Origin of the sequence: Pseudobutyrivibrio sp. UC1225, assembly GCF_900115215.1 — a bacterium.
Lineage (GTDB): Bacteria > Bacillota > Clostridia > Lachnospirales > Lachnospiraceae > Pseudobutyrivibrio.
This window is the reverse complement of sequence record NZ_FOVQ01000015.1, coordinates 18827-45112: the sequence shown is the minus strand read 5'-3', so window position 1 is coordinate 45112 and position 26286 is coordinate 18827. Positions and strand designations below refer to the sequence as shown.

23 protein-coding genes are annotated in these 26286 nt (G+C 38.1%); all 23 read left to right on the top strand.

Going from position 1 to position 26286, the window contains the following annotated elements:
• Positions 1 to 31: 31 nt before the first annotated feature.
• Positions 32 to 1456 (top strand): sugar transferase, encoded by a 1425-nt coding sequence (locus tag BMZ41_RS13895; RefSeq protein WP_090166791.1) that lies wholly within the window; start codon positions 32 to 34, stop codon positions 1454 to 1456.
• On the top strand, positions 1456 to 2829 hold the full coding sequence (locus BMZ41_RS13890) for a glycosyltransferase family 2 protein (RefSeq protein ID WP_090166789.1): 1374 nt from the start codon (positions 1456 to 1458) through the stop codon (positions 2827 to 2829). The genes BMZ41_RS13895 and BMZ41_RS13890 overlap by 1 nt, the downstream gene beginning before the upstream one ends.
• A 144-nt stretch (positions 2830 to 2973) precedes the next feature.
• Positions 2974 to 4521, top strand: coding sequence for an LCP family protein (locus BMZ41_RS13885; protein WP_090530689.1), 1548 nt, complete (start codon positions 2974 to 2976; stop codon positions 4519 to 4521).
• 24 nt (positions 4522 to 4545) lie between these two features.
• Positions 4546 to 6378: a glutamine--fructose-6-phosphate transaminase (isomerizing) gene (glmS, locus tag BMZ41_RS13880; protein WP_090166785.1), complete on the top strand. Its 1833-nt coding sequence runs from the start codon at positions 4546 to 4548 to the stop codon at positions 6376 to 6378.
• Positions 6379 to 6489: 111 nt separating this feature from the next.
• Complete coding sequence (locus tag BMZ41_RS13875) at positions 6490 to 7863, top strand: S1C family serine protease (protein ID WP_090166783.1); 1374 nt, start codon at positions 6490 to 6492, stop codon at positions 7861 to 7863.
• Positions 7864 to 7915: 52 nt separating this feature from the next.
• Positions 7916 to 8356, top strand: coding sequence for a VanZ family protein (locus BMZ41_RS13870; RefSeq protein ID WP_090530686.1), 441 nt, complete (start codon positions 7916 to 7918; stop codon positions 8354 to 8356).
• A 78-nt stretch (positions 8357 to 8434) separates the two neighbouring features.
• Entirely contained in the window at positions 8435 to 9367 is a 933-nt protein-coding gene (arcC, locus tag BMZ41_RS13865) for a carbamate kinase (RefSeq protein WP_028247472.1), read from the top strand.
• 166 nt (positions 9368 to 9533) lie between these two features.
• On the top strand, positions 9534 to 10622 hold the full coding sequence (locus tag BMZ41_RS13860; protein WP_090530683.1) for a glycosyltransferase: 1089 nt from the start codon (positions 9534 to 9536) through the stop codon (positions 10620 to 10622).
• A gap of 235 nt (positions 10623 to 10857) precedes the next feature.
• A complete protein-coding gene (locus BMZ41_RS13855) occupies positions 10858 to 12204 on the top strand; it encodes a hypothetical protein (RefSeq protein ID WP_143002039.1) in 1347 nt (448 codons plus the stop codon).
• Positions 12205 to 12316: 112 nt separating this feature from the next.
• Complete coding sequence (locus BMZ41_RS15720; protein ID WP_015550308.1) at positions 12317 to 12454, top strand: hypothetical protein; 138 nt, start codon at positions 12317 to 12319, stop codon at positions 12452 to 12454.
• Positions 12455 to 12522: 68 nt separating this feature from the next.
• Entirely contained in the window at positions 12523 to 13350 is an 828-nt protein-coding gene (locus tag BMZ41_RS13850; protein WP_090530680.1) for a DUF4422 domain-containing protein, read from the top strand.
• A gap of 59 nt (positions 13351 to 13409) precedes the next feature.
• Entirely contained in the window at positions 13410 to 14234 is an 825-nt protein-coding gene (locus BMZ41_RS13845) for a metallophosphoesterase (RefSeq protein ID WP_090530677.1), read from the top strand.
• A 36-nt stretch (positions 14235 to 14270) separates the two neighbouring features.
• Entirely contained in the window at positions 14271 to 15509 is a 1239-nt protein-coding gene (locus BMZ41_RS13840) for a nucleotide sugar dehydrogenase (RefSeq protein ID WP_090530674.1), read from the top strand.
• Positions 15510 to 15645: 136 nt separating this feature from the next.
• Positions 15646 to 16641 carry a hypothetical protein gene (locus BMZ41_RS13835; protein ID WP_090530671.1) on the top strand — a complete coding sequence of 332 codons (996 nt, stop codon included), beginning with the start codon at positions 15646 to 15648 and terminating at the stop codon, positions 16639 to 16641.
• 34 nt (positions 16642 to 16675) lie between these two features.
• Positions 16676 to 17662 (top strand): hypothetical protein, encoded by a 987-nt coding sequence (locus tag BMZ41_RS13830; protein ID WP_090530668.1) that lies wholly within the window; start codon positions 16676 to 16678, stop codon positions 17660 to 17662.
• A 145-nt stretch (positions 17663 to 17807) separates the two neighbouring features.
• A complete protein-coding gene (locus BMZ41_RS13825) occupies positions 17808 to 18806 on the top strand; it encodes a hypothetical protein (RefSeq protein ID WP_090530665.1) in 999 nt (332 codons plus the stop codon).
• A 143-nt stretch (positions 18807 to 18949) separates the two neighbouring features.
• Positions 18950 to 20395 (top strand): hypothetical protein, encoded by a 1446-nt coding sequence (locus BMZ41_RS13820; protein WP_090530662.1) that lies wholly within the window; start codon positions 18950 to 18952, stop codon positions 20393 to 20395.
• Positions 20396 to 20455: 60 nt separating this feature from the next.
• Positions 20456 to 21427 carry a WaaS/CpsH family glycosyltransferase gene (locus BMZ41_RS13815; protein ID WP_090530659.1) on the top strand — a complete coding sequence of 324 codons (972 nt, stop codon included), beginning with the start codon at positions 20456 to 20458 and terminating at the stop codon, positions 21425 to 21427.
• A 224-nt stretch (positions 21428 to 21651) separates the two neighbouring features.
• Positions 21652 to 22737, top strand: a complete 1086-nt coding sequence (rfbB, locus tag BMZ41_RS13810; RefSeq protein WP_028247399.1) for a dTDP-glucose 4,6-dehydratase — start codon at positions 21652 to 21654, stop codon at positions 22735 to 22737.
• Positions 22738 to 22751: 14 nt separating this feature from the next.
• Positions 22752 to 23612: a dTDP-4-dehydrorhamnose reductase gene (rfbD, locus tag BMZ41_RS13805; protein ID WP_090530656.1), complete on the top strand. Its 861-nt coding sequence runs from the start codon at positions 22752 to 22754 to the stop codon at positions 23610 to 23612.
• Between the two features lie 20 nt (positions 23613 to 23632).
• Positions 23633 to 24511 (top strand): glucose-1-phosphate thymidylyltransferase RfbA, encoded by an 879-nt coding sequence (gene rfbA, locus BMZ41_RS13800; protein WP_090530653.1) that lies wholly within the window; start codon positions 23633 to 23635, stop codon positions 24509 to 24511.
• Entirely contained in the window at positions 24511 to 25098 is a 588-nt protein-coding gene (gene rfbC / locus BMZ41_RS13795; RefSeq protein WP_090530650.1) for a dTDP-4-dehydrorhamnose 3,5-epimerase, read from the top strand. The genes rfbA and rfbC overlap by 1 nt, the downstream gene beginning before the upstream one ends.
• Before the next feature lie 67 nt (positions 25099 to 25165).
• Complete coding sequence (locus BMZ41_RS13790) at positions 25166 to 26200, top strand: acyltransferase family protein (protein ID WP_143071356.1); 1035 nt, start codon at positions 25166 to 25168, stop codon at positions 26198 to 26200.
• The last annotated feature ends 86 nt before the right edge of the window (positions 26201 to 26286 follow it).

Genomic DNA, 26286 nt, shown 5'->3' with positions numbered 1-26286 from the left:
TTACATATTTAGTGTGTTGGGGAGAGTTATCTTGTACAAGAAAAAGAAGCGCTCGTGGGTAAAGCATCTGGACTTTATTTTGCTAGACATGGTAGCTGCAGAGCTTGCACTTTTTATGGGTGTTTTCATTAAGTTTGAAGGCGCAGTTATCTTTATTAGCAGATTCGACCATTATCCATTATATGAGGATATGGCGATGCTTTTGCCATTCATAGATTTGGCAGGAGTTCTTTTTACAGAGACTTACACGGGAATTTTACGACGAAACAAATATCAGGAAGCGGTATCTACCATAGGTCATTGTCTGGTTAATGTACTTGGAATTCTGTTATACATGCAGGCAATGCAGACTACCTTCTTCTACTCAAGATTTGCTCTTGGTATAGCAGGCGGTGCAATGGTAGTTATCTCATATATTTTCCGATGTGGATGGAAACGTGTCATTCGCAAAAGAATGCTTCAGGATGTCAATAAGGCATCCCTTATTGTGGTGGCAGAATCTACCACTGTAGATGCGTGTCTGGAAGACCTTGGACACAGCCCATATTACGAATTTAAGGTAAACGGTGTGGTTGTTGTGGACAAGGATATGACTGGACAGGAAATACAGGGGATTCCTGTTGTGGCCGCAGCTGATACTTTATTTGAATATCTTAGAACCAACGTGGTTGATGAGGTTTTCCTTGATGGTAACACCATATCCAGTGAGGAAAGTCTTGCAGGACGTTTGGTAGAACAGGGACTGACAGTTCATGTGTCCCTTATTCACACAGACCATCTTATGCCTAACAGAATAATGGAGACTTATGGCCGATACATTGTACTTACCACTAGTATGCATATCGCTAACAATCGACAGGCATTTTGTAAACGATTTGGCGATATATTAGGCTCGATTATCGGTCTTGTTTTGGTAGTGATTGCTTTCATTATTTTTGCACCAATAATAAAGTTCCAGTCCAAGGGACCTGTATTTTTCAGCCAGACCAGAATCGGTAAAAACGGAAGAAAGTTTAAGTTCTATAAATTCAGAACCATGTACATGGATGCTGAGGAACGAAAGCAGGAGCTGATGGACCAGAACGAAATGACCGGAAATATGTTCAAGATGGAAAACGACCCACGTGTTATCCCAATCGGACGTTTCATGCGCAAGTACTCCATCGATGAGCTGCCTCAGTTCTGGAATGTACTAAAAGGCGACATGGCAATTGTTGGCACACGTCCACCACTGGAGGACGAATATGAAAATTACGCTTTGCACCACAAGGCAAGACTTTCTATCAAGCCGGGGCTTACGGGAATGTGGCAGGTAAGTGGGCGAAGCGATATCAAGGATTTCGAAGATGTTGTGGCTCTTGATACCCAGTATATTTCCAACTGGTCGTTGGGCCTGGATTTGAAGATATTACTTAAAACTGTTGCTGTTGTGCTTGGAGGAAAGGGTTCGAAATAATGAGCGATGCTTATTTTTCACTGATTGTCTGGACTTACGATACTGATATGGATCAGTTTAAGGATATGCTGGAGTCCATAGATCAGCAGGATTATCGTGAATTCGAATTATATATTTTGGACAACAATCCAACAAATGAGCTGGAGGTTACCATCAAGGAGTTCTTCCCTGATATCGTGGACAAGGTTCATTATCGCAGGCTGAAAAAGAAAAATGGCGGAGCCTATGCTTACAATGTTGGAATTCATTTTGCTGAAGGTGACCATGTGGTATTTCTCGGACAGCACGACCGTCTGAGTGGGAATACCTTAAGCTCTCTTAATGAGAAGCTTCAGTCTCTCGAAACAGAGGAATATATCATCTACAGTGATCATGATGAATTGGTGGGCCTTGATAGAATGAACCCACACTTTAAGAGCGATTTTAATAAGGAATTATTTTTGCAGATGAATTATATAGGAGAGTTTATCTGTATTTCCAAGAAGCTTATCAAGCAGATTGGAGAGTTCAATGAAAAAGCAAAATATTCCTATATATATGAATATATTTTAAGGGCTGCCTTCAAGAAAAAGGAAATAGCTCACGTGCCTTCCCTTCTTTATCATAAGAGAACTACCTTAAAAGGAATGAATAAGGAGGAGCGTAAAGAAGCAGAATATTCCTGCAAGGAGCATCTGGCACTGGCATTATCGTATTTACGAAACACCGGTGTGGTATGCTCAGGCAGAGTGGACCAGTCCCTAAAGAAATGGCACATTGATTATGATGACACGTCCTTCAGACGTTTTGGAAAGGACTATATGTTTTTACGTGAAGAGAATGTAAAGCTTTTCACGAGAAATAACGTAAAGAAGCTGTACGGATACCTTTGTCAGCCAGACGTGGCTGTAGTTGGAGTGCGTTTTTTAGGTAGGGGATTTACCTATGATAATGCGGGCTATATTTTTGACGAAAGTGGCACCGAGTATCCTGCCTTTCATGGACAGAGAATTTTCAGGGATACCTATGATGGCCTGGGTAGCATGCCAAGAGATGTGTCTATGGTAGATGGCGGATGTTGCATGATTGACTCCAAGGTGTACAGAATGCTTCACGGCTTTGATCCAAATCTTAGTGGCAGGGATGCCATGTTGGATTTCTGTCTGAGGGCAAAAGCTAGGGGCTATAGGACTGTTGTTGTGCCAAGGGTAATTGCTAGATTTAAAGAAAGAAATGTGGAATCCACCCAAAGTAGCCATGAAAGGCTGATGGAAAAACATGGTGAGATGATTCAAAAGGGAGATGGATTTTACAATAAAAATCTGCCTATAGGCGTGGAAAACTATATCCTTCCAGGTACTGAAAAACAACCGGAAACCAAGGAAGCAGAGTAATTCTTAAAAATTCTTAAGAATTGTTTAAATATGATAGATTCCTTGACAACTAACAAAGCTTTAGAGTAGACTTAACCATAATGCTGTCATATTATATGGCAGCATAATATTTTGGTGAAAAAGGAATGGAGAATATAAAGTACGATGAGTAATTTTGACGATTACGATTTTGACTTGGACAGAGATTATGATTCCCAGAGGGGATTAGATCTCGATGATGAACTAGATATGTATGATTATGATCCAGATGTAAGACGCAGACGCCCAGAGGGAGTAAGACCAGCAGGTAGCAGACCAGCCGGTGCACGTCGCCCAGCAGGCTCTCGTCCAGCAGCTTCTAGAAGCAGCCAGTCACGCCAGGGTGCAGCAAGACGTCCACAGGGTAGCCGCCCACAGGGTTCTCGCTCAGCCGGCAGTCGTCCTTCAGGCTCACGCTCAGGAAACGGACGTCCATCAGTGACTCGTCCAGATGGTGGTCGAGCATCTTCAAGAGCTGCAGCAGATAGAAGAAGTAGCCGCCCATCTAACAGCCGCCCAGCCGGAAGAAAGAAGATGAGTAAGGCAGCACAGAAGAAAAAGAAGAGAAGAACAATTATTATAGTTGAGATTGTTATCTTATTAATCCTTGCATTGGTATTCTTCTTATGGAGCAAGTTCGGCAAGGTAAATTGGGACAACATCAATATTGATAATATCGAGACTAACAACCTCGATGCAGCTACAGAAGAGGTTCTTAGCAATTACAAGACTATTGCCCTTTTCGGTGTAGATAACCGTTCTAACGGAAAGCTCGATAGTGGTAACTCAGATGCTATCATCCTTGTTTCTATCAATAATGATACAAAGGATGTTAAGATGCTTTCAGTTCAGCGCGATACTTACCTTCGTGTTGACGATGATCTTTATCGTAAGTGTAATTACGCTTATAACCACGGTGGTGTTGAGAAGGCACTTGAGATGCTCAACACAAACCTTGATATCAAGATTGACGGATATGTGGCAGTTGACTTCTATGCACTTGCTACTATCGTAGACTGTCTCGATGGTCTCGATCTTGAAATCACTCAGAAGATGATTGACACAAACAACCCTGAGACAGGACAGAATGCTCTTGCAGGTTACATCGCAGAGGTTGAGAACATCCTTAATTACTATCCAAAAGAGGAAGAGGGATGGAAGCATTCAGACTGCTACTTTGACAGCCCAGGAACATATCACTTAAATGGTGCTCAGGTAGTTGGTTTCTGTAGAAACAGATACGCTGTAAACAACGATTACGGTCGTGCAGAGAATCAGCGTATGGTAATTAAGATGATTGTTGAGAAGGCTAAGCATGCTTCTCCATCACAGTTAAATGATATTGCAGATAAGGTATTCCCTAAGATTGCTACCAGCCTTTCATTCTCACAGTGTGTAGGAATGGCTACAGATGTTGGTAAGTACAACATGGCAGAGTCTTCAGGATTCCCATTTGCTCTTAAGACAAAGACAGTAAGTAAGAAGACAGGTAGTGTTGTTGTACCTTGTACACTTACATCAAATGTTGTTCAGCTTCATAAGTTCCTGTATGATCAGGATGATTATGATCCTACTGATGATATGGTTGATGTTATCAGCGACCACATTAAGTCAGAAACAGGTCTAACTGAATCAAGCGCTGAAATAACTCAGGCTACAGACGGAGCTAATTAACAGTTTTATAAGAGGATTAAAATTATGTGTGGAATAGTTGGATATGTAGGAAAGTCACAGGCAGCACCTATTTTGCTTGATGGACTTAGCAAGTTGGAGTACAGAGGTTATGATTCAGCTGGTATGGCTGTATATGATGGTGCAAAGATTGAGTACCAGAAGGCTAAGGGACGTTTAAAGCTTCTTAGTGAGAAGACTCACGATGGTGCCACAATGCAGGGTACTATTGGTATTGGCCACACACGTTGGGCTACACACGGTGAGCCTAGTGAGACAAATGCTCATCCTCATCTTAACGAGGAAGAGACAATCGCTGTTGTTCACAACGGTATTATTGAGAACTACGCTAAGCTTAAGGAAAAGCTTATTAAGCGTGGATATACATTTAAGTCAGAGACAGATACAGAGGTAGTTGCTCACCTTCTTGATTATTATTACAAGCAGGGCAACGACCCACTTACATGCGTAACAAAGGTTATGCACCGTGTTGAGGGTGCTTACGCACTTGGTATTATTTTTGCAGATTTCCCAGATGAGATTTACTCAGTTCGTAAGGACAGTCCACTTATCGTTGGAATGGGCAAAGATGGAAATCTTATTGCATCAGATGTTCCTGCAGTTCTTAAGTATACTCGTGAGGTATACTTCATCGAGAACGAGGAGATTGCAAAGCTTACTGAGAACAGCATTGAGTTCTATGATGTAGATGGACAGCCAATCGAGAAGGAATCAAAGACAATCGATTGGGATGTTGATGCAGCAGAAAAGGGTGGTTATGACCACTTCATGATTAAGGAAATCCACGAGGAGCCTAAGACTGTTCGTGATACTCTTAATCCACGTATCAAGAATGATAAGGTAGATATCGAGGAGCTTGGTATGACAGATGAGGAGATTAAGGCAATCTCTCGTATCCGTATCGTAGCCTGCGGTTCTGCTTATCATACAGGTGTTACTGCAAAGTATGTATTCGAGGATTTAGCTCGTATTCCTGTAGAGGTTGATATCGCTTCAGAGTTTAGATATCGTAATCCAATCCTTCAGGAGAATGAGCTTGTTATTGCTGTTTCTCAGTCAGGTGAGACAGCTGATACAAAGGAAGCTGTACGTATGGCTCGTGCTATGGGCAATATGACACTTGCTATCGTTAACGTAGTAGGTTCTTCAATCGCTCGTGAGTCTGAGAAGGTTATGTACACATGGGCAGGTCCTGAGATTTCTGTTGCTACAACAAAGGCATACAGTGCTCAGCTCATCGCTTTCTATCTTCTTGCAATGAAGTTTGCAGAGGTTAGAGGCCTTCTTTCACCAGAGGAGATGAAGGAGCTTATCAAGGATCTTAAGAAGCTTCCAGATCAGATCGAGATGCTTCTTGGAAATAAGGAGCGTATCCAGAAGTTTGCTAACAGATTTGTTGCAGCTAAGGACGTATTCTTCATTGGACGTGGTATCGATTATGCTATTTCAATGGAGGGCTCACTCAAGCTTAAAGAAATTTCATATATTCATTCTGAGGCATATGCTGCCGGCGAGTTAAAGCATGGTACAATCTCTCTTATCGAAGATGGTACTCTTGTTGCAGCAGTTGCTACACAGGATAATGTTTATGCTAAGACAGTATCTAACATCGTAGAGTGCAAGACTCGTGGAGCTTACATTCTCGCTGTTACTACAATTGGAAATGAGGATATCGAGAAGGTTGCAGATTCTGTAATGTATATCCCTCAGACAAACAGATACTTTACTAACTCACTTGCAATTATTCCATTGCAGTTATTTGGTTATTACGTATCAGTTGGTAAGGGCTACGATGTTGATCATCCAAGAAACTTGGCAAAATCAGTTACTGTAGAATAAAAAGATTTATAAAGGTAGTAGTTTTTCGCAAAAAGAACTACTACCTTTCACTTACTTATCACATTACGGGTTTAAACTACAGGCATGTAATGAGAAAGGAAGGCGAGTTAAATGAGTGATTACTTCAATAACAACAATGACTTTAACACAGACGAGCAGAAAAACTCAGGAACATACTCTTACAAGAAGGACGAGATTAATCAGGGTGAATCATATTATCAGTGGTCGCCTTATGATGATGGCAATAGAGTAAAGAAAAAGAAGACTAGCACTTTTGGCAAGAAGCTTGGAAATGCAGCAGCCATTGCGTTGGTATTCGGTCTTGTAGCAGGATTGGCATTCCAGTCAGTTGTGGCAGTTACCAATAGACTTTGGAAGCTGGAGGATGCAAATCAAACAGCTATCGAATCTACAAAGACTGAGGACAAGGACTCTAAGGTAGAATCTACAAGCACAGCTTCAGGTACTACCACAGCTACAAAGATTACTACAGATGTTTCTGAGATAGCAGAGAATGTTCTCCCAGCAATCGTACAGGTAACAAATGTTGGTATTAAAGAATACCAGACATTCTTTGGTACAATGCAGCAGCCTACACAGTCAGCTGGTTCAGGTATCATTGTTGCACAGGATGATGATTACATTTACATTGCTACAAACAATCATGTTGTCAGCGGTGCAGAGACACTTACTATCACCTTCAATGATGACCAGGCTGTAGAGGGTACAATCAAGGGAACAGATTCTTCATGTGATCTTGCAGTAGTATCAGTTGCAGTAAAGGATATTCCATCAGATACACTTTCATCTATCAAGGTGGCAACACTTGGTGATTCTGATTCCACAGTAGTTGGTGAGGCAGCCATCGTTATTGGTAATGCTTTGGGATATGGAACATCAGTAACAAACGGTATTATCTCTGCTAAGGACCGCGAGGTTTCAGTTCAGGACGATGATGGAAATGTAGTTACAAATTCTCTTATCCAGACAAATGCAGCGGTTAACCCTGGTAACTCAGGTGGTGCTCTTTTGAATGCTAAGGGAGAGGTTATTGGAATTGTATCTGTTAAGCTTGCAGATGCAGAGGTTGAAGGAATGGGTTATGCAATCCCTATTTCTTTTGCATGGTCAATCATCCAGCAGATGGTAGACAATGATGTAGTATCAGAGCTTGATGCTTCATACCTTGGTATCGCTGGTAAGGATATCACTTCAGAAATGTCAGAGCAGTACAATGTACCAGTTGGTGTTTATGTAGCACAGGTTGTTTCTGGCTCAGGTGCTGATGAGGCAGGCATCGAGGTAGAGGATGTTATCACTGGCTTCAACGGACGTACAGTAACATCAGTAAACACATTGAACAATATCATGAAGTACATTTCAGCAGGCACTACTGTTGATGTGACAGTAGCAAGACATGACAATGACTACAAGGAAGAGACAATTAAGGTTACCTTGACACGTAGAATTGATAAGGTTCAGTAAATACAGGGCTTCCCCTTGAGGGGAAGCCTTTTCTTATGTTAGAATACTCCTTATGAAAAAGAATAAGATTATTTTAGGGATTTTAATTATTGGATGGCTCGCAGTAATTTGGGGCCACAGCATGCAGCCGGCAGTAGTTTCAGCTGGTGAGAGTGGAAAATGGCTCGAAGTACTATCAAAGATTTTCCCATTTTTGCAAGGTGAAAATGGAGAACATTATGTCCGAAAGGCAGCTCATTTTACAGAGTATGCAATTTTGGGTGTATTACTTGCGCTTGAGCTGGCTTATTTTGTGAAGGGATGGCTTAGAAGATTTTTTGAGCCTGTTGCATTTGCGCTTTCAGCATCATTTATTGATGAGACAATTCAGCTTTTTGTAGAGGGTCGTTCAGGTCAGGTATCAGATATGTGGATTGATACAGCTGGCGCAGCCCTTGGTATTTTAATAACACTTGCGATTATTGGAAACAGAAGAGGCAAAAGAGCATATTAATAGTGTCTACTGGGTACTGTTATGGTAGAATTATTACATAAAAAATAATAGTTATGGCAAACGATTCGGAGGCATCATATGAGCAAAAAGAGAATAGTTATTGCACTTGGACATGACGCACTTGGCACAACTGTGCTGGAGCAGTGGAACGCTACAAAACGCACAGCGGTAGCAGTGGCAGAATTTATCGGGCAGGATTATCAGGTGGTCATCACCCACAGCAATGGCCCACAGGTTGGAATGATTCATACAGCACTTTCAGAATTTTATCAGAATCATCCTGATTACACACCTACACCAATGTCGGTTTGTTCGGCAATGAGTCAGGGTTACATTGGGTACGATTTGCAGCAGGCTATTCGTTCTGAGCTTGTAGGACGTGGCATTTACAAGCCAGTATCCACAGTACTTACACAGGTTACTGTAGACCCATATGATGAAGCTTTTTATAAGCCAACAAAGATTATCGGAAGAATCCTTACAGAGGAAGAGGCCGAGGCTGAGGAGGCTAAGGGTAATCATACAGTTAAGGTAGAAGGAGGCTTCCGCAGAATTGTGGCAGCTCCAAAGCCTATGGAGATTGTAGAGATTGATGCTATCAAGGCACTTTGCGATGCAGATCAGGTAGTTATTGCTGCAGGTGGCGGCGGCATCCCAGTCCTCACACAGGACAACAAATTAAAGGGTGCTTCGGCAGTAGTTGAAAAGGATACAGCAGCAGGTCTTCTTGCTTCAGAGCTTGATGCAGATATGCTTGTTATCCTTACATCAGTTACAAAGGTTTGCAAGAACTTTGGACAGGCTGATGAGGAGCCGCTGGATTACATCTCTGTAGCTGATGCAAAGAAGATGCTTGCAGCAGGTGAGTTTGGTGCGACAGATATGGCGCCAAAGATTCAGGCAGCTATTGATTATATTGGTGATTCAGCTATCCGTAAGGTGCTGATCACAAAGCTTTCTGACGCTGGAAATGCTGTTGGCGGACAGACTGGAACTATGATTGGAAAATAAAAATTAATGGGGCATCCCAAGGATGTCCTATTTTTTAGGTTTAAAACATTAAATGGATGGAATTGTGATTGTAAAGGTATCTGAAAAATATAAGTGGAAACAGAATAAATAGAAATCCAGCCCCTATGTCTTTGACAGCATAGGGGTTTTTGAGTATTATGTCAATATGAGCGAAGAAATAAAGTTTTCCGTTATAATGCCTACATACGGAGTGGGTGAATATATTGGTGATGCATTAGGATGTCTCATGATGCAATCCTATGACAATTTTGAAGTTATTATTGTGGATGATTGTTCACCTGATAATAGTGCTGATATTGCTCGTAGTTTCATTAATCGTGATGACAGATTTATGTATATAAAACATCCTGAAAACCAGGGTGTTTCTGCTGCTAGAAATACTGGTATTGAGCATGCAACAGGAGACTATATTCTCTTTTTGGATCCAGATGATTTATATGAAAAGAATCTTTTGAGAGTTTGTGCAGCAGCCTTGGAACGAAATCCTGTTGATCTTTTGGTTTATAGTTTTACAGAAGATTATCGTAATTACGAATCAGGAAAAATTGAATATATGAAGGGAATCACTCTGGAACTTTTGGATTATGATGACGATATGCTCACCACCAATGATCCAGTTACCATCCATAGATTAGCCATGCAGATGGAAGAAATAACCATGCTTGGTTATCCATGGAACAAGTGTTATAAGACCAGTGTGATTAAGAATAATAATCTTCGTTTTCAGAAGATAAAGCATGTGGAGGATATTTTATTTAACTGCGACATGTTAGATTTCACAGAGTCACTTACCATCTTAAATGATGTTCTTTACCACTATAGAAATCAGGGGCAGATGCGTTTGACTGGTGGAGATATTGATGATTATTTTGAGCTTCAGAAGATTCGCGTTAAGAGAATTTTTGATCAGCAGCAGAAATGGAAGACCTGTGATTTTGAGGCTCTTGGAATTTTATCAAAAGAGTATTTCAGAAGCTTTCAGTCTGCTATGGTTCGCCAGCTGGAGACCAAGACAAAAACTGATGAGATTTTGAAGTGGTGCAAGAATGAGGCAGCGACTCCAATTTACAAGGAGATGCGAAAGTATCTGCCAGATAATTCTCGTACTATAAAGATGTTATACAAGCCACTTGCGGAAGGAATGTTTGGAACAGCTCTTAAGCGTGCAAGGTTAATGGAATACACAAAGCATTATTTCCCAGGAGTGTTTAATAGAGCTAAGCAGTTAAGGTAGATTTGCCAGAATTTGGAAGATTTTGCCAAGCGTTATGTATTATAACGAAATCCCTTGAAAACCAAATTTTTGAGTGTTATATTCTATAACGAATTAGGCAATATCTATTAATTCAGGAAGTAGGCAATACCAAAAACTTTATATAAAGGGAGTAGTAGTATGAAGCCATTTTATCCATGAATTTATGGATATGATGGCTTTTTTTAATGTTATGAAAACAGAGGAGAATAAGAGAATGAAAAAACAGAGATTTTTAGCTGTAGCTTGTGCAATGGCTATAGCTGCGGGGACAGTTGGTACATCTGCATTTGTATCGGTTGCGGCACCATACACTCAGGCAGATACACCATCACAGGTTACTTACGGAACACTTACACAGCAGGAGCTCGAAATCGTATACAAGTATTTTGATGCAGCTTACTATGCTTCAAAGTATGATGATGTGGTTGAGGCCCTTGGCACAGACGAGGCTCTTCTTTTAGAGCATTTTGTAAAGTGCGGTATCTTTGAAGGAAGAGAAGGATGGCCTACTTTTAATGCTTCAGCTTACGCTAGTGCATATCCAGAGTTAAAGGATCTTTTTGGTCGTGATATCGTAAAGTATTTCGTACATTACTACACAAAGGGTATCAACGAGGGGCGTGATATTACAACAATCGCAGCTTGTGAGAAGGCTGGAATCAAGGTTATCTCACTCTTTGATGAGGATGATTTTGTTTCTACAGAAATTTATGCAGCTTCAAGACTTCTTGGAACAAATGATTACGCAACAGTTCAGAAGGCAGCTAATTCTGCAGCGAACAATGGTGCAGCAATTGTTAATCTTCCAAAGACAGAGACTAAGAGCACAGAGGTTTCTACAACAGAGACTTCTACAACAGAGGAGACTCCAGTAGTTTCTGAGACAGAAGAGAACAGCGGGGAGAGCGTAATTATTGCCACAGAAGAGGTTGCTGAGAAACTTGCAAAGAACGATCCAAATTATCAGGTTGCTGGAACAATTTCATTATCTGATGATCGTGAGGTTATGATTTTAGTTTATAAGAATGCTTCAGGTTCAGGCTATTCTTCAAAGTTCTATAATGACATCCAGGATGTTATTACAGATACAGAAATCAATCAGCAGGGAATCGTAGGTTTTATTCCAGCTGTTATCTTCACAGCACAGGAGGCAAATGCTCTTTGCGAAGGTGAGGAGTATGATATCGAGACTTTCGATATCAAGGAAGGAAACATCATCGGAACAGAGGGTGTAGTATTCCCAACAGACAACAATATTGAGAATGCAGAGTATCTCAAGCCAACAGAGTTCAAGTCTAATCACCAGAGAACAATGACAAATTATGTAAATGGAATTTACATGGATAATGCTCAGGTTGGTGGCGATGAGAACGGTACTGCTGACACAGAATACGAGGTAGGTACAATCACTTCTGAAGATGAGAATGGTAACGCTGTTGTTACAACAGTAATCTCAAATGATGAGACTGGTTTCAATTACGAAGTAACATATACATTTGACGGAGATCCTTACGGATTCGTACAGCCAAATGAGAAGCAGTTAGATAATTCTGCTGAGTAAAAACATATAGATTTATGGGGCGAGCCGCAGGTGCTCGCCCTTGTTTTTTGTGTAGATTTGATTTTGTGATATAAAAGAGATATAATTGCCTTAGTGAGAAGGAGGGTTTAACATGACTGAGGGCGGTTTTTTAATTTTCTTTTTTGCGTTAATATTGTTAGTTGTCATTGTTGCAGTTATTGCAGTGGTATCTGCGGTTTCAGGTGCTGCGGCAGCAATTGTAGACGAAGAGGACGGCGAAGAGGATTAGTATAATCCAATTATGATTACAAAAGGCGTCTATGGTTATAGGCGTCTTTTTTTATGGGAGACTAGAGCTTGGATATCAAAATATTTATAGCTACACATAAGCCTTGTCAGCTGCCAGAACAGCCTTGTTACTATCCGATTCAGGTTGGAGCCCAAGGAAAGGATCCAATTTCATATAGCCAGGTAGGCATTTCGGAAAGAACAGGAGATATAATTCGTGATGATGGTGGAGAGAATATCTCTCAAAAGAATCCTTATTATTGTGAACTGACAGCCACATATTATATATGGAAAAATATTACAGCAGATGTAGTAGGGCTTTGCCACTACAGAAGATACTTTGCAAATAAAAAGAACTTGGGAACAGAAGCAGCCCCTTTTGAAAATGTGCTTACAGAAGGCGAAATTGAGAAGCTCATGGCAGAAGCGGATGTTGTCATTCCTAAGAGAAATAAATATTTCATTGAGACTCTATACAGTCACTATGCTCATACCATGGATGGCATGCATCTAGATGTGGCCCGAGACGTGATGGCGAAGATTTATCCAGAGGATTTGAAATACATGGATGCTATTTTTTCTAGAACAAATGGTAGCATGTATAACATGTGTATCATGAAAAAGGATATCTTTGATGAATATAGCGAGTGGCTTTTTGCATTGCTAAAAGGAGTGGAAGAGTGCGTGGATGTAACAGGATTAACAGACTTCCAAGCACGTCTTTTTGGTCGTGTTAGTGAGATTCTTATGAATGTTTGGATTCTTAAGATTCAATCTGAGGGAAAGATTGTTACAGAAGTCACTGCAGCATACTCAGAGAAAATCAATTGGATAAAAAAGGGATATTGGTTCCTTCAGGCAAAGTTCTTTGGCAAGAAGTACACAAAGAGTGCATAAATTCGTGCTAAACTGTACCATGTAAAGTATGGGTACTTTTATCGAAGGAATTGATATATATGATGAAGAAAAAGAAGAGAATAGGGCTGAAGATATTTATAACTATTCTTATCTTATTGTCTTTGGGCTTTATCAGTCCATTAAAAGTAACTAAATATGATTTGCATTTTTCTACGCTTCCAGAAGAATTTGATGGATATAAGATTGTTCAAATAAGTGATTTTCATTGTAAGGAATTTGGAAAAAATGAGAGATCCTTAATAAGGATGGTTAAAAAGACGAATCCAGATTTGATTGTTCTTACAGGAGATATTGTTGATGAAGAGCATACGGTGGACAATGCTAAGTATCTTTTAGAGGGACTTAGAGATGTTGCCCCGATGTATTATGTCACAGGTAACCATGAGTACTATACAAACGGACCATTAGGAGGAGCACCTTATGATGAGTTTCGTGAAATATGTATAGAAAATGGTGTTAATATTTTGGATAATAAGACCGCCGAGATAGAAAAGGATGGCACTAAGATTCTGATTAGTGGTTTAGATTGGAACAGGTCAGAAGCAAATATGCGAGATGTTATTGGATATGCTAATCTTGATTATTTCAATATTTTGTTGTATCACAATGCGGCAAAGTTTAATTTTCTATCTGAGTATGGATATGATTTAGTATTCACTGGTCATATTCATGGAGGGCTTGTGCGTGTGCCTATTGGGGGTGGTGTATTTGCATCGGATTACACTTTTTTTCCTACATATGACCATGGAGTATATCAGGAAAAGAACTCCACAATGGTATGCAGTTCGGGTTTAGGAGATGCCAGAATACCTCGTTGGAACAATCCAAGAGAGGTTGTATTTGTGAAATTACACAAGGATTAGTATTAATATTTTTTGACTAGAAAGAGAGAGATGATTATGAAAATTGCAGTTGCAGGTACAGGTTATGTAGGTCTTTCTATTGCTACTTTGCTTGCACAGCATCATGAGGTTCATGCTGTAGACGTTATTCCTGAAAAAGTAGAGAAGTTAAATAAAAAGATTTCTCCTATTCAGGATGAATATATCGAAAAATATCTTAAAGAAAAAGAATTGAATCTGGTAGCCACTTTGGATGCAGAGGAGGCTTATACAGGTGCTGAATTTGTTGTTATTGCAGCACCTACAAATTATGATTCTCAGACCCAGTACTTTGATACATCAGCGGTTGAAAATGTTATTCAGCTTGTAATGAAGTATAACCCTGATGCAATCATGGTCATCAAATCTACTATTCCAGTAGGATTCACAAAGTCAGTAAGAGAAAAATATGGCTCAAAGAATATCCTTTTTAGCCCAGAGTTCTTACGTGAGAGCAAGGCTTTATATGATAATCTTTATCCTTCAAGGATCATTGTAGGAACAGATTTAGAGGACGAGAGACTTGTTAAGGCTGCTCATACCTTCGCAGGACTTCTTCAGGAAGGCGCTATCAAAGAGGATATTGATACACTTTTTATGGGCTTCACAGAGGCAGAAGCTGTTAAGCTTTTTGCTAATACTTATCTTGCGCTTCGCGTATCATATTTCAATGAGCTTGATACTTATGCAGAGATGAAGGGCCTTGATACACAGCAGATTATCAATGGCGTTTGCCTTGATCCTCGTATCGGCTCACATTACAATAATCCATCCTTTGGTTATGGTGGTTACTGCTTGCCAAAGGATACAAAGCAGCTTCTTGCAAACTATAAGGATGTTCCACAGGATATGATGTCAGCCATTGTAGAGAGCAATAGAACCCGTAAGGATTTCATTGCTGACAGAGTTCTTCAGAAGGCTGGTTACTATGGATATTCTGAAGGTAACACCTGGAATGCTGCAAGCGAAAAGCAGGTTACAGTTGGTGTATATCGTCTCACCATGAAATCTAATTCAGATAATTTCAGACAGAGTTCTATTCAGGGAATCATGAAGCGTATCAAGGCTAAGGGAGCTACAGTAATTATCTATGAGCCAACCCTTAATGACGGAGATACTTTCTTCGGAAGTGTTGTTGTAAATGACTTGGCAAAGTTCAAGGAAATGAGCGACAGCATTATCGCAAATAGATATGATTCTTGTTTGGACGATGTTATCGACAAGGTTTACACAAGAGATATATTCAAGAGAGATTAGTTATTAAGAAGTCACTTAGGTGGCTTCTTTTTTATGAACATTTTATGAACAATTAGACAATATATTGCATGTGTTGAATATTCCATACTATGATGGTTAAAGGTAACTTTAATATTTTATAGGAGGAGGTAGAAACATGAAAAAAAATGTAATGAACATCGTTAAGTCAGTTGTTATATGTGGTGCTATTGCTATTATTTTTTCACTGATTTCCGTAAGGTCAGAAGCCGCGGAACTTCAGACTCCTGAATTGAGTAATGCCTCAATCAGTAAAGTGTCTCCTGAAAATATGGAGGAATACAATGAAGTACTTGCTGATATAGAATTGAAAAAAATCATGATATCCAAGATAAAAACAGAACTTGATATATATTTGGAAGGGTATGAATGGTTTTACAATCAATATGGCACTAAAGAGGAATTAGAAGCATGGATAAGAAAATTTAATGAAGATCAGGCTGCTGCAGAAAAAGCCTATGGTGAGGCTGTAGCTCAGTATGGAGATTTAGGTGATCTGAAGGAGCAATATGATCAACTTTACCTCTGGATACGCGAGGAAAAGGGGATGTGGGAACCTGATTGGGATAAAATTGAAGAAATGGAAAAAGAATTGGCAGAATTACAAGTAAAAATAAATTATGTTCAAGGTGCTTGGTATGAATATCAACGCTATATTTATGAAAGGGATGAAATATATGTATACAGGGGTATGGATCCAGAATTATTGATGGATGATTTTGATAAGATTGAAGAAAAAAAGAAGGATTATACAGATCAAATTGATAGTCTAAAGGAGGAGATTGGAAGACTTTATAAATATTTAGCAACACTTGAAGAGCCAGATGAGCCAATAGAAGAACCTGCAGATGAGATTATTTATACAGATGAGACTTTTGAATTTCCAATGGGAAGTGAGCAGTTCTCTTTATATGTAAAGATTCATTTTGTCGGTAGGGTTAGAAATCAGCCAGAGGTTGCTCGTTTACTTATGACAGTAACACCAACCAGCAACAATTATCTAGAGGTTGTTTCAAAAGTACTCCCTGATCTTTCAGGACAAATAGATGTAGAACTCATAAGTGTTTATGGCGTAGTATTCTCACAGCAGTTGGAAGTAGACTTTGCAGACTAATAGTAAAACCTAATGCTCTATAGGAGGAAGAAATATGAAAAAAAGCGCAAAGAAGATTGCTAGGTCAATTATTGTATGTAGTGTTATTGCTGTTGGGTTTTCACTGACTTCCGTAAGGGCTGAAGCTATTGAGTTTCAGAATGCTGAATTGAGCAATATCTCTATCATCAAAGTGTCTCCTGAAAATATGGAAGAATACAATGGGATACTTGATAATATTGATTTAGTAAAATTTCGAATAGACAAGTATGATACTGAACTTGCTGAATATCTGGAGCAGTATGAATGGTTTTTCTGGCAATATGGAACTAAAGAAGAACTTGAAGCATGGATTAATAAACGCGAAGAGGATTATGTTGCTGCTATGGCCACATACAGCGCTGCGATGGGGGAAGCGCAGGTATTAGAAGAAAAAAAGGATGAACTTAAGCGTAAGTACCGTAGCGCATATAATGATGGAGATTATGATACGGCAAATGTGATAAAAGAAGAAATAGAGAAAATCACTGCTGAAATATCTTATTGGGATTCTATTGCTGGACCAGCATTGGATTATATTGAGTATTTTTTGGATCCGAGTTCTTATGTTTATAGAGGGGCAAACCCAGATGATTTGATGACAACATTTAATGAAATTGAAGCAACCAAACAACATTACGCAGATTTAATTGCTGATTTGGAGAGGACACTTGAAGACCTTTATAAGCGTTTGGCAGAGCTTGAAGAACCAGATGAGCCAATAGATGAACCTATAGATGAGATTATTTATACAGATGAAACTTTTGAATTTCCAATAGGAAACGAGCAATTATCTTTATATGTAAAGATTCATTTTGTTGGTAAGGTTAGAAATCAGCCTGAAGTTGCACGTTTACTAATGACAGTAACACCAACCAGCAATAATTATATTGAAGTTATTTCTAAGGTAATTCCTGATCTTTCAGGCCATATAGATGTAGAAATTTCAGGTGTTTACGGCGTAGTATATTCAGAACAACTGGACGTAGATTTTATAGACTAAATGAAAATGGGTTTATAAAGCTATTAATATATCCGATAGAATTAAGATAAAAAGACCTTTATATCAAAAATGATATAAGGGTCTTTTGTGAAGTTTATAATGTTCGGTGTATAGAATAGAAAAATAAATGAGAGGAGGTTGAAAGATGAAAAGAAATACAATTAGTAATATAAAGTCTATTATTGTATTTAGTACTATTATTATCTTGCTTTCACTGATTTCCATGAGAACAGAGGCTTCTGAGCTCCATAATGCTAAATTAGATAATGCTACAATCAATAGAGTGACTCCTGAAAATATGGAAGAATACAATATAATTCTTAAAGGAATAGAAAACGAAAAATATTTGATAAACTATTATATAGAACGACTTGAAACTACACCAGAAGTTTGCGAATGGTTTTATGTGACATACGGAAGCGTAGACAAGATACAAGATTGTATTTTAAAATATGAAGAACAATGGGAGGCTCTTGTAAAATATTATGACGAAACTTACAAAAAATGGACAGAGCTAAAGACTGAATATAACGGAATTGAATCACTATACTATGATGAACTTTATAGTATGGATCCAGATATAGAGAAAATTTTGGTTTTAAAAGAAGAGATGCAGACAATATCAGAAGATATAGACGATATAGACGAACTTCTAGAAGATTTAGATATTCAAATTGCAGCTCTTCACCAATCAAGTCATTCTTTATATAATGGTTCTGATCCTTTTGAATTAATGGATATATGGAAAAGTAGTATAGAGTTTCCACAGGAATGTTTAAATGAAATTCAGAAGCTTAGGCATAATATGAAGCACTTATATGAAAGGAAAACAGAACTTGAAGGATTAAGTTTACCAGAAGATAATACTATTAATGATATTGTTTATACAGATGAAGAGTTTGAAATCAAAATTGGAACTGTAGAAAATGCTCCGGTTGCAAGGATTCATTATGTGGGAAAAGTTAGTAATCAACCAGAGGTTTGTCGTCTGTTAATGTCAATAACACCGTCGGATTCTTCTGATTATTATAAGGATATTATTTCGGAAATAGTACCTAATCTTTCGGGGAAGATTAGTATTAACGTATCAAATGATAACGATGAAATTTATAATGCAGAGTTCCAATTGAATTTTATTGAGTAATACAATAATAGATTTATTTAAATTGCGGCAATGTTGTCGCGATTTCTCTTTGTCTAAAATTATAGTCAAATTCACTATGGCATTCTCAGGTATAAAGAGTTTATAATTATTCTGCTAAAAAGGTTTTTTAAGGGAGTTTGTTAATGAAAAAGTCTAAGGCATTGCTTTATTTTATTATAGTATTTTTGTGCATGGCTATGTTTTTTGTTGTGTTACATCCGATTGCGATATTTGATACTGATGATTGGGAAAACATCCAGCACTTGAGATTACCATTTCCACTGATAAAGGCGTGGAATCCTATAAAGGTATTTCCTGAGGATTCTATGATTTTCTTTTCTTATGCAGGGGCCTATTTGTTATATCCTATTATAGGTAGATATTGCTTTGCATTATCTGTTTCCAATGGGATTTTTATATCTCTGGCGATTGCATTCTATTTTTTAGAATTCCATTTACTTATACAAGATAAATATAGATTCTCTAGCATTAAAAGTGTTGCCATCAGCATTATTTTCATATGTCTGCATTTTGTTATTTTTGCTCACGGTGATAAGGATAATATCTTTTTGTTTTATGCCTATGATATGACATGTATTTATAATTACACGTTATGCACAGCTATAAACGCTGCACTGGTTATGCACATGATTAGGTGCGGAGGGTTTGGGAAATTTAGCGAGTACTCAAAGAAATATAAGTTCCTGATAGCTGTATGGGTTTACCTATCTATTTTTTCTAACTTATATACCAGTATCATTTTGGCTGTGTATGTTGGGATTGAGCTTATGATGGCAATGATAAGTGATTGCGAGAATAAAAAGTTTGGATTAGCTGATTTTTACAAGAATAATAAAGAAAATTTGATTGTGCTGCTTGTGTGGTTTTGTTCGTTAGCAATTGAAAAAACTGGTATAAGATCTGAAGGGAAGACTACAGATTTTTTTGAAAGTTTGATACAGGCAATATCGAATTTAAAAGTATGGGGAAGTCTGTTCAATATAGTATTTTTAATATTTGCTGGTGTGGTAATCCTTCTCTGGTGCTTACTTGCCAAAGAGAAAAAGACAGTCGCGATTGTGAAATATTTACTGGGATTTGTGCTTACTACAATATATTTAGTATTATTAAGTGCGGTGGTAAGCAGTGAATATGTAACAAGAGTAGATGTAATGTTTGCCGGCGGATTCTGGATGCTTCTCATTTTAATGCTTTTTGTAAGTGATTTAGCTGGAAACATAAATAGTAGCAATGCTATTTTACCAGTATTGGCAGTAGTAATTTTGTGTTGCACAATTTATGTAAGCAATTCATATAAGGAAATTAATTATTGCAATATTTCATACGAGAAATGTGAGGCTTTGGCGGATGATATTATTTCTCAGTTCAAAGTGGCAGAAGAAAATGGCCAGACAGAAATAGAACTAGTGGTGCCAAAATTTGACACGAAAGATAATTGGCCATATGGAACTTATGCTTCAGAAAGATTTACAAATGTGATGTATAGGCATGGAATAATAAACGGGAAGATTAATGTGAAAGCGCTTGTGCCATCTGAAGAGAAGACGAGAGCATATATAACACAATGACAAACAGGTAATTTTTTGGTAGACTAAATCAGGTATGTAAACGTAAAGGAGAAAATAACAATGAAGTATATATTTATAGATGATGAACATGCTTTGTATAAAAGGATGTTTTCTGATTGTTTTAAAGAGGGACCATATGATATAGAAGAGATTCCAAGAATGGTGGTTCCATCGGGGCTTAAATGGCTTTATAAGTTACATATCAACGACAAGATTAATCGTCGAATTTGGCTTCCTGCTAAGATGCTTTGGAAACCTTGTTATCGTCTTCATAAATACAATTTTGATGAAAATGAAGAATATCGTGTTTTGTTTATGAATGGTTCTTTGAAATATCATTTTGATGAGAAGTATCTCCTTGATTTCAAGAAAAATCATCCGAACGTAAAGCTTGTTATGATTATGTATGATAGCTTTAGTAATAAATCAGCAAAACGTTCTATCGGAATGATACCTATTTTTGATTATGTATTTTCATTTGATCAGGGAGATTGTGAGAGACATGGATTTATGCATATTTATTCAACTTTCTCACGACCTGATTTTGTATATGAGGATGAGACCAAAAAATCTAAATGTTTCTTCATAGGCTATGGAGTTGGAAGACTGGAGATTTTGCAGAATACATTTGCAAAAATAACGGCTGGTGTTAAAGGCTGTAAGTTTTATATAGCAGGTGTAAAATCTGAAGAACAGAAAAGTATTCCTGATGTAATTTACAACCATAGAATGTCATATGATGAAGAACTTCAGATGGCATATAACACTGACTGTGTGGTTGAAGTTGTAAAAGAGGGACAAACGGGTGTATCTCTTAGAACCTGTGAGGCTATTGCATTTAATAAAAAGTTAATCACAAATAATCAGAGTTTGTTATCTATGCCGTTTTATGATGAACGTTATATGCAGGTTTTCAAGAATCCAGAGGAGATTGACCTTGATTTTATCAATAAGGACATAGTGGTCAAATATGAAGACAGTGATTATTTTAGTCCGCTCAAAATAATCGAGCAGCTAAAAGCAGTAAATTAAATATTTTATATTTTATGATGAAGCTCTAAGGATTAACTCTTAGAGCTTTTATGATATTGTTGAAAATGATTATTAAAGTGTGGATTATTTTGTCGAGATTATGTAAAATTCACAGAAAATTTTTTATGGATAGTAATTTGTAAAAAAGACATATATAATACATTAGGCTTTTTATATGCTTATAAATAAAAATAGATTATATTTTATAAAAAGGGGATAATTTTATGAGAACTTATTTAGTAACAGGTGGAGCAGGTTTCATCGGATCTAACTACATTCACTACATGTTTAAGAAGTATGACAACGAGATTAGAATCATCAACGTTGATAAGCTTACATACGCTGGTAACCTCGAGAACCTTAAGGATATCGAGAACCGCGACAACTACACATTCGTAAAGGCAGATATCTGCGATAAGGAAGCTATCAGAAAGATTTTTCAGGAGAACGATATCGACCGTGTAGTTCACTTTGCAGCAGAGTCTCACGTAGACCGTTCAATCGTAAACCCAGAGGTATTCGTTCAGACAAACGTACTTGGTACAGCTGTAATGCTTAACTGTGCTAAGGAAGCTTGGGAGCTTGAAGATGGCTCTTTCAAGGAAGGCAAGAAATTCCTTCACGTTTCTACAGACGAAGTTTATGGATCACTTCCAGATGATGACAACGCATTCTTCTATGAGACAACACCATACGATCCACATTCACCATACTCAGCTTCAAAGGCCAGCTCAGACATGCTTGTAAAGGCTTACATGGATACATACAAGTTCCCTGCAAACATTACAAACTGTTCTAACAACTATGGCCCTTACCAGTTCCCAGAGAAGCTCATTCCACTTATCATCAACAATGCGCTTCAGGGCAAGGACCTTCCAGTATACGGCGATGGAAAGAATGTACGTGACTGGTTATACGTAGAGGATCACGCTAAGGGAATCGATATGGTTCAGGAGCAGGGTAAGCTCTTTGAGACATACAATATCGGTGGTCACAACGAGAAGCAGAACATCCAGATTATCCATATCATCCTTGATACACTTCAGGAGATGCTCCCAGAGGGCGACCCACGTAAGGAGCTCGTATCAGAGAAGCTTATTAAGTACGTTACAGACCGCAAGGGTCACGACAGACGTTACGCCATCGCTCCAGACAAGATCAAGGCTGAGATTGGCTGGTATCCAGAGACATGCTTCGAAGAGGGTATTAAGAAGACAATTGCTTGGTTCTTCGAGCACGAAGATTGGATGAAGAATGTAACATCTGGTGATTATCAGAAGTACTATAACGATATGTATTCAGGAAAATAAAATAGGTGCACATTATGAGGAAGATTTTAGTAACAGGTTGCAATGGCCAGCTAGGTCGTGCTATTCAGAATGAGTATAAGGATGAGGTTGAATTTATCCTTACTGATGTTGTGGAAGGTGAGAAGATTTCTCCACTTAATATTATGGATTTAGATGAGGTGCTTAGTTTTGTTGAAGCTAAGAAGCCTGATGTAATTATTAACTGCGCAGCAGCTACTAACGTAGATGGTTGTGAGAAGGATTGGGATTTTGCTTATAAGCTTAATGCTCTTGGTCCTAGAAACCTTGCTATAGCTGCAACAAAGGTTGGTGCAAAGCTTGTTCATGTTAGTACAGATTATGTATTTCCAGGCAATGCTACAAAGCCAATCACTGAGTTTGATCAGCCAGGACCTATCAGTGCATATGGCAAGACAAAGTACGAGGGTGAAAAATTTGTTCAGCAGTTTGCAGATAAGTGGTTTATTGTTCGTACAGCATGGTTATATGGAGATGGAAAGAATTTCGTTAAGACTATGCTTAGCCTTGCAGAGACTCATGATGAGCTTTCAGTAGTATGTGATCAGCTCGGCTCACCAACATCAGCAGTTGAGCTCGCTAGAATGATTCATCATTTGGAACCTACAGAAAATTATGGAATCTTCCACGGTACATGCGAGGGAGATACAAACTGGGCAGATTTTACAGAAGAGATTTTCAGACTCAAGGGAATTAATGTAAAGGTTAATCATGTTACTAGCGAGGAATACAAGAAGATGAATCCTGCTAGTGCAGACAGACCACATTATTCAATTTTAGATAACTATATGCTTCGTCTTACAAGCGGCTATAAGATGGCTGATTGGAAAGATGCATTAAAAGAATATTTAAATTAACTGGAAGGAGAACGCTTAGAATGAAAGGTATTATTTTAGCAGGCGGTTCAGGAACAAGACTTTATCCATTAACAAAGGCTATTAGTAAGCAGATTATGCCAATCTATGATAAGCCAATGATTTATTATCCATTATCAACACTTATGTTGGCAGGTATCAGAGAAGTGCTCATTATTTCTACACCTAGAGATCTTCCTGTATTTAAGGAGCTACTTGGCGATGGAAAGCAGTTAGGTATGGACATTCAGTATGCTGTTCAGGAGGCTCCAAATGGTCTCGCTGAGGCATTTATTATCGGCGAAGAGTTCATCGGAAACGATGCAGTTGCACTTGTACTTGGTGATAATATTTTCTATGGTCAGTCATTCTCTAAGGTGCTTCTTTCAGCTGCACAGAGAACAGAGTCTGAGCCAGGAGCAACAATCTTTGGATACTATGTACGTGATCCAAGAGAGTACGGTGTTGTAGAGTTTGATGAGAACGGTGTGGCTATTTCTATCGAGGAAAAGCCAGAGAATCCAAAGAGTAATTATGCTGTTCCAGGTCTTTACTTCTATGACAACTCAGTTGTAGAGATTGCTAAGACAATCAAACCATCAGCTCGTGGTGAGCTTGAAATCACAGCTGTAAACAACGCATACTTACAGCGCGGAAACCTTCATGTTGAGACACTTGGTCGTGGATTTGCATGGCTTGATACTGGAAATCACGATATGCTTCTTCAGGCAGCTGAGTTCGTTAGTACATTCCAGAAGAGACAGGGAATGTATGTATCATGCATTGAAGAAATAGCTTACAAGCGTGGTTTCATCGATAAAGAGCAGCTTCTTAAGCTTGCTGAGCCACTTATGAAGACAGACTATGGTAAATATTTAGTGGAGGTTTCAAAAGGATTATAATGGCTATTACAGTAGAGAAAAATGTTAATGGTATTGAAGGCTTATGCGTTATCACACCAAAGGTTTTTGGCGATGACCGTGGCTATTTTGTAGAGACATACAATAAAAATGACATGGAGGCAGAAGGCCTTCACTATGACTTTGTTCAGGATAATCAGTCAGCAAGTAAGAAGGGTGTTCTTCGCGGACTTCATTTCCAGAAGAATTACGCACAGGATAAGCTTGTTCGCGTAATCTCAGGTGAGGTTTATGACGTCGCTGTAGATCTTCGTGAGGGTTCTGCTACATTTGGAAAGCATTATGGTATCCTTCTTTCTGCTGAGAATAAGAAGCAGTTCCTTATTCCAAAGGGATTTGCTCATGGATTTTTAGTAGTAAGTGATTTCGCCGAGTTTTGTTATAAGGTTACAGATTTCTATCATCCAAATGATGAGGGTGGTCTTGCATTTGATGATCCAGATATCAATGTACAGTGGCCTATTCCTGAAGGAATGACAAAAGAAGATTTGATTTTATCTGATAAGGATAAGGTTAACGCAAGCTTTAAGGATTATTGTTTAGAAAAAAATATTGTTTTAGATAAATAATCTAAAGGTGTATATGGCTAGGTAGCCTGGTTTGACTACCTAGCTATTTTCATAGAAGGGGAATTTTATGACTGATATAATCATGCTTCTTTTGGTTTTGTTCATGATATATATTATGGCTGGCAAGGCAAAGTTGGATGAAACAGGAGAACATTTTTTTGACAAAAAAAATTCAAACGCTATGCGTGGGTTTTGGTGTTTGGTAGTCATTCTGGTCCATATACCTGCAACCTATGGAAATAGAATTCAGGATTTGATTAGCAGCTTTGGGTACATAGGCGTTACCTTCTTTTTTATGACTTCTGCATATGGCTTATCATTGAGTATGGAGAAAAAGCCAGATAACATAAAATCTTTTTGGAAAAGACGTTTACCTAAGCTGGTTATCACATGCTGGGTAATAAATATTATGTATGCAATCATTTTTTTGTTGATTGGCGGCAGTTCCACTGGATTTTTTTCGCTTCTAAAAATAGATCTTTGGGTAAGATGGCTTTTGGCTTGTTATTTATTTTTCTGGGTAGCACATATTGTGTTTAAGAAAAATAAGATTATATGCAATTTTTTGATTTTTACACTGGTTATAGCATTTAGTTTTATTTTTTATTACATGCATTCTATGGGGGGATATACTAAAACGGTGTGGTCCACAGAGTGCTATGGTTTTATCTGGGGCATTTTATTGGCCTGGTTTTATTCACAGATTTATCAGTTTTTTAAGGATAAGTGGATGATAAAACTTGTTGTTAGTTGTGGTGTTTCGCTATTTTTTGGCATATCTTATTTGATGTTTAAGCCGGTACCATTTTTCGGGGATTATTTATTGAAAATAATACTGGGATTTAGTATCACTTTGTTCATTATTATTTCGAATGTGAAAATCAGCTATGGGAATAAGGTGAACCAGTTTCTTGGGAGTATCTCATTTGAAATATATTTGCTCCATGGGATGGTTTTTGGATTAGTAGAAAAACTGTCAAATAATTTATTATCTTCAGGTATGTTTATACTTGTCAGTATCGTAGTTACAATAGTATTTGCTATGGTAACGCACATATTAGCTATCAGAATAATGAACAGGGTAAATAAGATTTTGCTATAACAAAAGTACAAATCCCTATTTTTATATGATATATATCATGGACATGTATGGTATTTTAACTTATGTGTGAATAAAAGGAAGTTAGA